This window comes from Streptomyces sp. NPDC005808, assembly GCF_042871385.1.
In the GTDB taxonomy this organism is placed as follows: Bacteria; Actinomycetota; Actinomycetes; order Streptomycetales; family Streptomycetaceae; genus Streptomyces.
In genome coordinates this window covers 124,453-136,300 of sequence record NZ_JBIAIK010000015.1, presented here as the reverse complement: position 1 = coordinate 136,300, position 11,848 = coordinate 124,453, and the positions used below count along the sequence as shown (strand labels likewise).

General features: G+C 71.4%; 10 protein-coding genes and 2 pseudogenes. 6 read left to right on the top strand and 6 right to left on the bottom strand.

All coding sequences use genetic code 11. From position 1 onward, the window contains the following. Positions 1 to 113: 113 nt before the first annotated feature. Positions 114 to 692: pseudogene (locus ACFYPC_RS29035) on the top strand (NADAR family protein); the annotation flags it as partial. Positions 693 to 931: 239 nt separating this feature from the next. Here the strand turns inward: ACFYPC_RS29035 and ACFYPC_RS29030 are convergent. Continuing rightward, entirely contained in the window at positions 932 to 2,014 is a 1,083-nt protein-coding gene (locus tag ACFYPC_RS29030) for a DUF4190 domain-containing protein (RefSeq protein WP_388682057.1), read from the bottom strand. 99 nt (positions 2,015 to 2,113) lie between these two features. Here ACFYPC_RS29030 and ACFYPC_RS29025 point away from each other — a divergent pair. The 3 genes and pseudogenes from ACFYPC_RS29025 (at position 2,114) to ACFYPC_RS29015 (ending at position 5,327) form a co-directional block, all read left to right on the top strand. Continuing rightward, a pseudogene (locus tag ACFYPC_RS29025) lies at positions 2,114 to 3,227 on the top strand (adenosine deaminase). Between the two features lie 72 nt (positions 3,228 to 3,299). Continuing rightward, positions 3,300 to 3,983 (top strand): glycerophosphodiester phosphodiesterase, encoded by a 684-nt coding sequence (locus tag ACFYPC_RS29020; RefSeq protein ID WP_388682054.1) that lies wholly within the window; start codon positions 3,300 to 3,302, stop codon positions 3,981 to 3,983. A gap of 153 nt (positions 3,984 to 4,136) precedes the next feature. After that, complete coding sequence (locus tag ACFYPC_RS29015; protein WP_388682051.1) at positions 4,137 to 5,327, top strand: serine hydrolase domain-containing protein; 1,191 nt, start codon at positions 4,137 to 4,139, stop codon at positions 5,325 to 5,327. A 48-nt stretch (positions 5,328 to 5,375) separates the two neighbouring features. Here the strand turns inward: ACFYPC_RS29015 and ACFYPC_RS29010 are convergent, their stop codons facing one another. Then, entirely contained in the window at positions 5,376 to 5,906 is a 531-nt protein-coding gene (locus ACFYPC_RS29010; protein ID WP_388682049.1) for a hypothetical protein, read from the bottom strand. A 72-nt stretch (positions 5,907 to 5,978) separates the two neighbouring features. Here ACFYPC_RS29010 and ACFYPC_RS29005 point away from each other — a divergent pair, with 72 nt between their 5' ends. Beyond that, the gene (locus ACFYPC_RS29005; RefSeq protein ID WP_388682046.1) at positions 5,979 to 6,440 is read left to right on the top strand and encodes an IclR family transcriptional regulator C-terminal domain-containing protein; all 462 of its coding nucleotides are present in this window, start codon (positions 5,979 to 5,981) and stop codon (positions 6,438 to 6,440) included. On the opposite strand, the gene ACFYPC_RS29000 is transcribed toward ACFYPC_RS29005, so the two are convergent. The 4 genes from ACFYPC_RS29000 to ACFYPC_RS28985 form a co-directional block, all read right to left on the bottom strand. Further along, a complete protein-coding gene (locus tag ACFYPC_RS29000) occupies positions 6,441 to 6,968 on the bottom strand; it encodes a hypothetical protein (protein ID WP_388682043.1) in 528 nt (175 codons plus the stop codon). It abuts the gene before it with no gap. Further along, complete coding sequence (locus ACFYPC_RS28995; protein WP_388682040.1) at positions 6,952 to 7,443, bottom strand: RNA polymerase sigma factor; 492 nt, start codon at positions 7,441 to 7,443, stop codon at positions 6,952 to 6,954. Before ACFYPC_RS28995 ends, ACFYPC_RS29000 begins: the two co-directional genes overlap by 17 nt. 109 nt (positions 7,444 to 7,552) lie before the next feature. Then, positions 7,553 to 8,224 carry a class F sortase gene (locus tag ACFYPC_RS28990; RefSeq protein ID WP_388682038.1) on the bottom strand — a complete coding sequence of 224 codons (672 nt, stop codon included), beginning with the start codon at positions 8,222 to 8,224 and terminating at the stop codon, positions 7,553 to 7,555. After that, complete coding sequence (locus tag ACFYPC_RS28985) at positions 8,221 to 8,589, bottom strand: sortase-dependent protein (protein ID WP_388682035.1); 369 nt, start codon at positions 8,587 to 8,589, stop codon at positions 8,221 to 8,223. The genes ACFYPC_RS28990 and ACFYPC_RS28985 overlap by 4 nt, the downstream gene beginning before the upstream one ends. A gap of 336 nt (positions 8,590 to 8,925) precedes the next feature. Here ACFYPC_RS28985 and ACFYPC_RS28980 point away from each other — a divergent pair, with 336 nt between their 5' ends. After that, positions 8,926 to 11,727 (top strand): hypothetical protein, encoded by a 2,802-nt coding sequence (locus ACFYPC_RS28980; RefSeq protein WP_388682033.1) that lies wholly within the window; start codon positions 8,926 to 8,928, stop codon positions 11,725 to 11,727. Positions 11,728 to 11,848: the final 121 nt, after the last annotated feature.

The following is an 11,848-nucleotide window of genomic DNA, read 5'->3' as shown; positions in this document are numbered from 1 at the left end:
GCCGATCCTGACAGAGCAAAGGGACTCCAACAAGTGATTCCGTTGTTGCCTTTTGGTTACGCGACGGAATCTGTCGACCAGGTGTCGAGTCCTCTTGGAAAAGGCAGGACGGATTGTCAGTGGTGGCTGCCAGACTCGCGTGCATGGGGAAGATCGATTCACGGGACGCGCTGGTCAGCAGGGTCCGCTCCGGGGGAAAGGTGAAGTACCTGCGCTTCTGGGGGCACCGGCCGAGGCCGGACGGCCAGGTGGGCGCGAGCTGTCTCAGTCAGTGGTGGCCATCGCCGTTCACGGTGGACGGCGTGGCCTACGCGACAGCCGAGCACTGGATGATGGCGCGGAAAGCGCGGCTCTTCGGCGACCCGGAGGCCGAGCGGCGCGCTGTCGACGCCCGCAGTCCCGCGCAGGCCAAGAAGGCGGGGCGGCTCGTGCGCGGTTTCGACGACGCCGTGTGGGAGCGCGAGCGGTTCGCGATCGTGGTCGAGGGCAGCGTCCACAAGTTCGCCGCGCATCCCGAACTACGGGAGTTTCTGCTGGGCACGGGCGAGCGGGTGCTCGTCGAGGCCAGCCCGATGGACCGGGTATGGGGGATCGGGCTGGCGGCCGACGATGAGCGTGCGGCGGATCCGGGGCGGTGGCGGGGGCTGAATCTGCTGGGGTTCGCGCTGATGGAGGTGCGGGGGCGGTTCCGGCGGGTGGTCGAGGACGGCGGGGAGATACCTGGCGGAGTCGCTCGCGGCGGGCTTGGCCCGCGGGGAGGTCTTGACCCGCGGGGAGCTTCGTTCGGGGCCGCTGAGCAGGGCGGGTGAAGGTCCGCTTCGGTTCGGCAGCGCCCTGAAGGGGCGCGGGGAACTGCGCGACCAGCCACGACGGTGCCGCAGACGATCGACGGCACATCCCTGTACTTCCGGCGGAGCGCTCGGCAGATCGCTTAGCGGAGCTGCTCCATGACAAGTGACGTGGAGAAACCGTCGCCGTCCGTGCCCGAGTCGATTTCGGATGTGCCGCCGTCCGCGAAGACGAAGATGAACACGACCAGCGCGATGGCCAGGACGATGCCGACCGCTCCACAGATGATCCCGGCCAGCGCCTGGCCCGGGTTCGTCGCCTCACCACGAGCTGCTTTGCGGCGGCCGATCACGCCGAAGACCACGCTGAGGATCCCCATCACGAACGTCAGCGGCCACACGCAGAACAGAGCAGCCGAGGCGATGCCGAGTACCAGGGCGGCGGTGCCCATGCCGTTGCTCGGCGCCATGGGCATGGCAGGCCAGCCGCCATAGCCGGGGGCGCCCGGGTAGTAGAGCTGCTGCGGCGGGTGGGACGGGTAGCCGTACGGGTACGGAGGCGGCTGACCGGGGCCTCCGGGAGCGAAGGGCGGCGGAGGGACGGACTGTCCGGGAGCGGGCTGGGGATAGGGAGCGGGCTGGGGATAAGGATTGTGCTGCTGGGGATAGGGAGTGTGTGCGGCGGGGGGTGCGAAGGGGTTGTCCCATGGCGGGGGGATGGGGGCACCCGCGGCGAGTGGGGCGGGCGTGACCGGCGTAGCCGACGTACTCGCTGCACCCGACGCACCCGCTGCCGCCGCCGCACCCGCCGCACCCGGCCCGGGGAACGGCGTGACCGTCCGCTGGTCGTGCACGGGCTCGGCACCGTTCCGTCTGGAGCGGGCCTTCTCCTCCGGGGCTGCCCATAGGTTCGGCTCGGAACCCGGGCCCGCGGCGGGCTTGTCCAAGGGGACCTTCGGAGCGGGAGCAGGAGCGGCAGCCTCAGGCGCGGCACCGGGCTCGAAGTTCGCCGGTGGTATCGCATCGGACAGCAGCGGGTACGACTCCACCGGCTCACCCGACGGGATCCCCGAGGCAGGAGCGGCAGCCTCAGGCACGGCACCCGACGGCTGATCCCCCGGTGGCGTCGCGTCGGATCGCGGCACCGGGGTTGCCTCTCCCCCGGAAGCCGACGCACCCGCGCCCTCGTCGTGCGGCACTCCCCGCGTCTGCGCGTCGTCGGACATGCCAGAGCCCCCCTCTGTTGTGCGTTCTGTCATGCTACGGCCCGAGCCTGTGCCAGGTGGGCCGCCGCCTACGATGATCCCTGAACCACCGATCAGCCGATCACCCGCGTCCCGCTGCCGCGTGCGGGGACGCCGTTCCGGGGAGGAACCCTTGACCGTCCACCACACCCCACGCGATGCCGTCCGCCATCCGCACTCCTTCATCGCCGGGCTTCCCAAGGCCGAACTGCACGTGCACCACGTCGGCTCAGCCTCTCCCCGTATCGTGTCCACGCTGGCCGCCCGCCATCCCGACTCCAAGGTGCCGACCGACCCCGAGGCCCTCGCGGACTACTTCACCTTCACGGACTTCGCCCACTTCATCGAGGTGTATCTGTCCGTCGTCGACCTCATTCGCACTCCGGAGGACGTGCGGCTGCTGACTTACGAGGTCGCGCGGGACATGGCCCGGCAGCAGGTCCGTTACGCCGAGCTGACCATCACGCCGTTCTCCTCCACCCGCCGTGGCATCGACGAACGCGCCTTCATGGACGCGATCGAGGACGCCCGCAAGGCGGCTGAGGCCGAGCTCGGTGTCGTACTGCGCTGGTGCTTCGACATTCCCGGCGAGGCGGGGCTGGAAGCCGCCGAGGAGACGGTGCGGCTCGCCACCGATGACCGGCTGCGCCCCGAGGGGCTTGTCTCCTTCGGGCTCGGCGGGCCCGAGATCGGCGTACCGCGACCGCAGTTCAAGCCGTACTTCGACCGCGCGATCGCGGCAGGCCTGCGTTCCGTGCCGCACGCGGGCGAGACGACGGGCCCGGAGACAGTCTGGGACGCGCTGAACGACCTGCGCGCCGACCGCATCGGACACGGCACCAGCTCCGTCCGGGACCCGAAGCTGCTCGCGCACCTGGCCGAGCACCGGGTCGCGCTGGAGGTCTGCCCGACCTCGAACATCGCGACCCGTGCGGTCCGCACCCTCGACGAGCACCCCATCAAGGAGTTCACCCGGGCCGGGGTTCTGGTGACCATCAACTCGGACGACCCGCCGATGTTCGGCACCGACCTCAACAACGAGTACGCGGTCGCCGCCCGTCTCCTCGACCTCGACGAACTCGGCCTCGCCGCACTCGCCAAGAACGCCGTAGAGGCGTCGTTCCTCGACGCGCCCGGCAAGGCGAGGCTCGCCGAGGAGATCGACACGTACGCCTCGGCCTGGCTCGCGCCGTGAGCAACCCACTCCTCACCTGACCACCACCCCTCAACGATCCGCTTCGCGACGCCGAACCTTCACAATGGGCCCATGCGCACCGTGACTGCCGTTGCCCATCGCGGCGACCCCTACCGCGTCCGCGAGAACACGATCGACTCGCTGCGTTCCGCGCTCCAACTGGGCGCGGACGCGGTCGAGATCGACGTACGGCTCACCCGTGACGGCGTCCCCGTCCTCCTGCACGACTCGACGCTGAAGCGGCTCTGGGGCCATGACCGGCCGCTCGGCTCGCTCTCCTCGGACGAGGTGCGCGGGCTCACGGGTGGCGGGGTGCCGACGCTGGCGGACGCGTTGGCCGCGACCGGGGACGGCCGGGTGATGATCGACTTGCCGGACTCGCCCGACGTCGCGGTCGTACGCCGGATCGTGGACGTCATCCGCGACTGCGGGGCGCAGGAGCGGGTGTACTACTGCGCGGGCGCCGCGTCCATGCTTGCCGTGCGCGCCGCCGACCCCGCCGCGGAGATCGCGCTGACCTGGACGACGTTGGCACCCCCGCGGCCGGTCCTCCTCGACGCGGTGCGTCCCCGCTGGCTCAACTACCGCTTCGGCCTGATCGACCGCGGCCTCGCGGCGCGCGTCCACCGCGACGGCTACCTGCTGTCGGTCTGGACCCCGGACACCCGCCGCTCCATGCGCCGACTCCTCGACCTCGGCGTCGACTCGATCACGACGAACCGCATCGACACGCTGTGCGCCCTGCGCAAGGGGTAGGGGGTGGGGGCGGGAAATCCCCATGCACACCACCGGCGGCACCTAGGGGCCATCCCTGACAACTCCCCTTCTCGATAAGGGAGTTACTCGGGGTCTGCACCGGGGGCAGGACCCTTCCCAGTGAGGATCCGGCCGGGCGCGTACGGCCGCAGGATGATCACCAACAGCCGCGCCCACCAGGAGCAGCCCATGCGCACGCGTGCCCTCACAGCTATCGCCGCCACCCTCGTCCTGGGCCTGGCGGCGGGTCCGCTGGCAGTCCCCGCCTTCGCGTCCCCCGCCGGGGTCACCCGGTCCACCACCGCCGGCCCGGATGTGAACGCTCTGGCCGCCGCGCTCACCGGGCTGCCGGACTCCGACGCTACGGCCGCGCTCGTACGGGTCGGGGGCGCCGACGGGCGCTGGCGCGGGAGTGCCGGGGTGCACGATCTCGCAAGCGGTTCGGCGGCGGATCCGAACGGGCTCTTCCGGGCCGGTTCGACGACGAAGGTGGTCACGGCGGCGCTCGTGCTCCAACTCGCGGCGGAGGGAAGGGCGGACCTCGGCCGGCCGGTCCGGGACTACCTTCCTGACCTGATCCCGGCGGCGTACAAGAAGGTCACCGTCCGGCAGTTGCTGAACCACACCAGCGGCTTTCCGGCCGCCGACCTCCCCGGCGACACCTTCGAGGAGGTGTACGCACACCGCTTCGACCTCCACACCCCCCAGGAGATGCTCGCCTCGGCCACCGCCAAGGAACCCGAGTTCACGCCGGGCACTCAGCAGCACTACCTCAACATCAACTACACCGTGCTCGGCCTGCTGGTCGAACGGCTCACCGGCCACTCGTACGAGCAGGAGGCGGCACGCCGGATCTTCGAACCGCTGAGGATGAGCAACACGTACTTCCCCGGCACCGACCCGGCCATCAACGGACCGCACAACCACGGCTACCAGAGCGTCACGCACGCCGACGGCACGACCGAACTGCGTGATGTCACCGTGTGGGGCGTGACGGACGCCTGGGCGGCGGGCGACATGATCTCCACGACGGTGGATCTGGAGCGGTTCCTGAAGGCACTCTTCCGTGGACAGGTCGTGCCGCAGCGGCAGTTGAAGGAGATGTTCACGGTCCCGGCGGGCATCCCCGGGGCCACGATGAGCGCGGGGCTCGAGCGGTATGTCACCGGGGACGGCACGGAGTTGTGGCTGAAGACGGGCGGTCGCTGGGGCTACAACACGATCATCGCCGCCACCCGCGACCTGTCCCGAACCCTCGTCTACTCCGTCAACTCGACCGACGCGAAGGGGCAAGGGATGAATCCCGTCGCCGAGCGCATCGTGCGAGCGACGTTCACGTTGTGACGGCGACGTTCAGCTGTGACGGCGACGTTCAGGTTGTGACGGCGACGTTCAGGTTGTGACGGCGGCCGCCGTCGAAGGTGCGACGGCGGTGAGCGTCTCCAAGCGCTTGATCTTCCTGCGAACCCAGTACAGCGGGAGCACCCCGAAGATCCCGAACGACATGTCGATGACCGTCCACCAGAAGGGAATTCCCCGGATCGGGCCGCAGATCAGTGCGAGCGGGATGATCCCGGCGCAGGCGATCATGCCGAACTCGATGACCCAGATGTTGCGTACGGGGTCGCGGTAGGGCCCGTAGAAGGCGACCGCGATCACCAGGTGCGCGAACGCCAGCCAGTCCGTGCCGTACAGCACGAAGGGGTACTCGGCGTCGGCGGCGTCGAGCCCCCGGCGCACCCGCTCGATCCAGTCCATCAGCCCGGGAAGGTGCTCGGGCACGGACAGGGCCCTCAACACGTCCTCGGTCCAGCGCAGTTCGTGCACCAGGGGGAAGGCCGTGGCCCCGCTGAGCACCAGGCAGACGACGAACAGGACCAACCACGCGCGGATGCCCTTCAGAAGGGCGGATCTCTCGCTCATGCCCGGAGCGTACGCCTAGAGTTGAACACGTTCAAAACCAGCCCCTCGTGTCGGAGCTCACCACGCGTCCCAGTGCAGCACCCCGCGCTTCCTGCACTGCGCGCGCTGACAGCCCGTACGGGCGGCCACGCGGACCTTGCCGTCCCGGCGGCCGGCACCGCACTGTGTCTGGTGACCGGCGAACGGCTGCCGCTGCACGCGACCGCGGCGGGAAAGGTACTGCTGGCGTACGGACACGGGCTGCCTGCCACCGGCGTACGCCACACCCCGTACACCCTGACCGCGCCCGGCCCCCTCCGCGCCCAGCTGGCGCGGATCCGCGAGGGGGGCCTGGCCGAAGCCCACGAGGAGTACCGGCTCGGTGAACTCTCCCTGGCCGCCCCGGTGTCACGTGCCGGCATCACCTTGGCCGCGGTCGCTGTGACCACCGGAACCGCCGCCCCGCGGGACCGGCTCGCTGCCGCCGTACGGGAGGCAGCGGCCGCGATCAGCCGGGCACTCGACGCGCCACCGCGTGCGTCGGCGCGGCCGTAGTCACCCCTGCGGGGCCGCTTGTGTGGGCTCGGCCGCGCTCGGAACAGTCGACGCCTCGGTGGCCGGCGACGGCGGTGTTTCCGACGGTGCGCGGGTCGGGATGCTGGGGCTGCCGGTCGAGGCACCCTTTGTCGGGAGGGAGTCGACGGGATCGGGCGTTGCCGACGGCGTGGGTGCGCCCGAAGGGCTGCTCTTGGTCGGAGGAGCGGTCGTCGCCGGGGCGCCGGTCGCGGGCAGCGGGCTGGTCGCGGGGGGTGGGCTGGTCGCCGGGGGCGGGGCGAGTGGGACCGTCGGGGACACGGGTGTCTCGGGTGCCGCCAGGAGGACGGGCAGCGAGATGACGGCGGCGACCGCGCACGACACGGCGACCCCGGCCGCGGCGCGGAGCAGTCGGCGGCGGGCCGCACCGCGGCGGATCGCCTCGTACCGCCCCGGGGGCGGGCCGAGGTACTCCGAGCCGGGCCGCAGGATGACGGCGAGAGGGTCGTCGGGGTCGGAGTCCGGACCGTGGTCAGAGTGTGTGATCAAGGCTTCTCCTCAGGTGGGCGCGCAGCAGTTCTCGGGCCGCGTGGAGGTCGGCCTTGACGGTTCCTTCCTTGCGCCCGGTCAGCACGGAAACCTCCCGGATCGGCATGTCAGCGTAGTAGTGCAGCAGGATCGGGACGCGCAGTCGTTCCGGCAGGGACTGCACGAGCAGGCGTACCGAGGGGTCGGCCTGTTCGATCCCCGGGCGGACGGCGGCTTCGACCGTCGCACGGTGCACGGCTCTGCGTTCGCGCTCGGTCCTGCGCCAGTGGTCCCGGACGAGGTTGGCCGCGGTGACGTAGAGGAACCCGCGGGGCTCCTCCACCGACGTCCATCGTGCCCAGAGCCGGGTGAACGCCTCCGAGGCGATCTCGTGCGCCGTCTCGTCGTCGTCGACCAGGCGACGGCACCAGCCGGCGAGGCGCGGGTAGAGGGCGGCGAACAGTTCGGACGCTGCCTTCTCGCGGGACCGTTTCAACGCTCTCCATGGTCGTGATGCACTCGTGGGGGGGGTGGGGGGAGGATCCCGGGCCGCCGCTGTCGTACGGGGCAACGGCGGCCCGGGATCCGTGTTCAAGGGGCGCGGATCAGGGACTTGCGTCGCTCAGCGCGGCGAAGACGATCACGTTGTCGGGGTACCCGTCATCGGTGAGCGTCCCGCCGCACGTGATGAGCCGCAGCTCCGGTCGGCCGACGTCACCGTAGACGTCGTCCGTCGGGAAGTCCGCCTTGGCGACCGTCCGTACGGAGGTGACGCCGAACACCGCCGCTGTGCCGTTCTCCAGGCGCGCCACGATCCTGTCTCCCCGGTGCAGACCTGCGAGACGACGGAAGACGCCGTCCCCGTAGTCGCCGACCGTGACATGGCCGAGGATCACCGACGGGCCGGTCTGACCCGGCGTCGGCGAGTGCCGGTACCAGCCCGCCCGGTCGTGTGCCGTGATCGGGGGGACCTGCACGGTGCCGTCCGCGGCCAACCCGAGCCGCATGACCGGGGTGTCGACCTCGATGGCCGGGATCTGCAAGCTGACCGGGACCGACCGCGCGAGAGCATGCGTTGCCTTCGCGGAGGACCGCGAGGACGGCGGCGTACTCATGGTCGGGCCCGTACCTCTACCCGTGCTCGTACCCGTACCCGTGCTCGTACCGGGCCGTGCGGTCGTGGGCTGTTCCCCGGCCCGACCACCGCCGCCACCGCAGCTCACGAGCAGTGAGGCTACGGCCGCGGTGGTGAACGCGCGCCTGGAGAGCGAGGTCATGCCCCGGTCGCCTGCCGGCGCCGTACGAGGTAGAACGCCACGCCGCCCGCCGCGAAGGCCGCGGCCGCGCCCCCGCCGATCAGCGCTCCGTCGGTTCCGGACTGTGCCGACGCCGACGCCACACCGGTGTCGGGCGCTCCCTTCGGTACCTCGGCGACCTCGGCCGGGGCAGGCGCCGTGGTCGGTTCGGCGCTCTGGGCAGGCGCCTTGCTCGGTTCGGCGCTCGGAACCGGGGTCGGGGACACGCTCTGGGCGGCGCGGGTGGGGACCGGGCTCGGGGAAGTCCCGTCGGCGAACGCGGGCACCGTGCTCGCCAGCACGGCGGTGCACGCGAGTGCCATGGCGCTGAGGACAGTTCGGCGCATGAATCGCTCTCTTTCGTCGGCCCGCCCGCGCTCTTGACCGGCGGGCTGGGTACGGATCGAGAGGAGAGACGAGGGAGCGGCGGGGCGCGTTGTAAAGAACTGGCAAAGCCGGGTGCCGGTCTGCCTAACCCGGAGCCACGTCACCCTGCCGGGACCGGCGGAGGCAGCCGACCCGCACAGCAAGGCCGGCCAGATGGCCGCACGGCCAGGCGACCCCGGCGACCCGATTCATGCCCCGCCCGGGCCCACTTCCCCGCCACAGGCAACCCACAGGCCCCCTTTCGCTTCCTTACGAAGCGTGAGGGGCTTCCGGGACGGACGGGACGCCCTCGCTCTATGTGTGAGGAGGGACCCTTGAACCGTACCCGGCGAATAGGTGTCACCGCCGTGGCCGCGCTCGCGGCCCTGGCGGGCTTACCGGGACTGGCCCAGGCCCAACAGCCTCTCCAGGCAACGCCGTTGACGGCGAACGCCGACAGCGGACTGCCGCCGGGCTGGCGCGTCACCGGGCAGGGCGGCGCGCGAGAGCTGGTCTGGCGGTCGGACAGGCCCGTGTCCGCGGGCGACGCCCGTGTCGAGTTCCATGCGGACGGCAGGCTGCTCGGCGTACCGAGACCGACGAAGGACGGCCGCACGTTCCGGCTCGCCCTCGACCGGACCACGCCGCTGAAGGACCTCCAAGTCCTGGCGAGCGGACGCCGGTTGGACGCGCCCGCCGACAGCGACAGCACCGGCAAGAAGTCGACGGACTCCGCGGCGGCCGTCCAGCCCCTCGCCCAGCTCCCGGCGAACTCCGTGGACCCCGGCAGGCCGGGCTCGTACTCCACGGTCACCGGCGAGTACGACCTCGACCCGGTGAAGCTGCCCGGGTTCGCCGCGCCGGTCGAGATGGAGGCCGTCGTCGTCGCGCCCAGGGGCGCCACCGGCAAGCGGCCCCTCGCGCTCTTCCTGCACGGCCGCCACACCGCCTGCTTCAAGCCGGGCGGGACTGAGGACGACGTGACCATGGAATGGCCCTGCTCGGCCGGCACTCAGCCGATTCCGAGCCACAAGGGCTATCTGCAGGATCAGAAGCTGCTGGCCTCCCAGGGCTATGTGACGGTGTCGATCTCCGCGAACGGCATCAACGGCCAGGACTGGGAGGCCGAGGACGGCGGCGCGCAGGCGCGCTCCTCGCTGGTGCGGCAGCACCTCGCCGAGTGGGCCGGATGGGCCGCCAGGCCGGCCACCGCCCCCGCGGGCGTGCCCGGCGCGACCAATGCCGACCTGTCCCGCGTTCTGCTCGTCGGCCACTCGCGCGGCGGCGAGGGCGTCAACCGGGCCGCCCTGGACAGCCTCTACCCGCCGCCCGGCGCACAGGACGGCTACAAAGGCCCGGTGCGCTGGAAGATCCGCGGGACCGTCCTGATCGCACCGACGATCTTCGGCCACAATCCGGTCGCCGACGTGCCGTCCACGACGATCCTCCCCGGCTGCGACGGCGATGTCTCCGACCTCCAGGGCGAGGTGTACGTCGACGGGACGCGCGGGGTCAGCCAGGGCACCGCACTGCACAGTGCCGTCTACGTGGTCGGCGCCAACCACAACTTCTTCAACACCGAGTGGACGCCGGGCAAGGCGGAGGCACCCTCCTGGGACGACTTCTGGGAGTTCCCGGACGAGGAGCCCGACCCGGTGTGCTCCCCGGGCGCCAGCACCCGGCTGACCGCCGACCAGCAGCACCGGGCGGGTTCCACCTACATCGCCGCCGCTGCTCGGCTGTTCGTCGCCGGCGACGACCGGGTGCGCCCGCTGCTCGACGGCTCGGGCCTGCGCGCCCCGTCCGCCGATCCGGCCCGCGTGCTGACCCACGCGGTCGGCGCCCGCCGCACCGGCGGCTTCCTGCCCGACGCCCCGGTGAAGGTGACCGGCGGCAGGCTGTGCGCGGCGCTCGACCCCGACCCGGCCGTGGCCTGTCTGCCCCCGGACGCCGAGGGTTCGTCGCCGCACTTCCCCTGGTGGTTCACGACCAAGGAGGCCGGCCGCGGCGCGGTCGCGCTGAAGTGGTCGGCGCCGGGCACCGCGGCCAAGATCCGCCCCGCCGCTCCGGTGTCTCTCTCCGGCGCCAAGAGCCTGGCGCTGCGCGTGTTCGTGCCCCCCAACACGACCGGCACCAAGCTGGACGTGACCGTCACCGACTCCTCCGGCCGCCGGGTCAAGCTCGGCCAGGTCCAAGTCGACGGGCTGCCGGGCAGCATGCTCACCGCCTCGTACTGGGCACGCGAACTGCGCGTCCCGCTGACCGCCGCCACCCGCGCCGGACTCGACCTCAAGCACATCAAGTCCCTTGAGCTGACACCGCGTTCAGGGTCCGGACAGGCCTGGCTGATGGACGCCTGGGGCTGGGCCCCCGGCACCCCGGCGGTCAAGGCCGCTGCGCTGCCGCGCGTCGACATCGGCCGGCTCACCGTCAAGGAAGGCGACTCGGGCACCCAGACCTACCACGTCCCGGTGCGGGTCTCCGGGCCCGGCAGCGGCAAGGTCCGCATCTCTGTCGTCGACCCCGCAACCCGGGAGTCCACGAGCGAACTGGTCACGGTGAAGGCCGGCAGCAACGCCATCGACGTGCCCATCGAGGTGGAGGGCGACACGCGATTCAGCTACGACGAGCAATACGACATCCTCGCCAAGGCCGTACGCGGAGCCGTCATCGGCTCCTACCGCGGCGGGGTCACCGCGCAGAACGACGACCCCGAGCCCACGGTCAGCCTGACTCCGGTCAAGGACCAGGGGACCGAGGGAGACACGCTGACCTGGCGGCTCACCCTCTCCGCGCCCGCCGACGAGGACATCCGACAGCCGGTCCTGACGTTCCCGGTCACGGAGGGCGCCGAGCTGTCCACCAAGGACGTGGACCCACAGTGGCTGATGGACCTCATCGGTGAGCTCCCCGACCCGGAACGCCCCCTCTCCCAGGTGATCCAGTGGGTGTACGCGACCATCCCGGCCGGGGCCACCAGCACCGACTTCACCGTGCCGACGGTGAAGGACCAGGTGGCCGAGCCGGCCGAGTCGGTACGCCTCGCGGTGACCGACTACGACGGCGTGCCGCTGCCCGGCAGCCCCGTGGTCACGGGCAGTGTGGTGGACGCGCCGTAGGCCGCCCGGCGGAGGGGGGCGTGGACCGGTTGAGCCGTGCCCCCTCCGCTGCCGAGCCGGGAGAGGTTGGAGGTGGTTGAAGGTGGTTGGACAGTCCTGCTCAGCCAGACGATCATGCCGC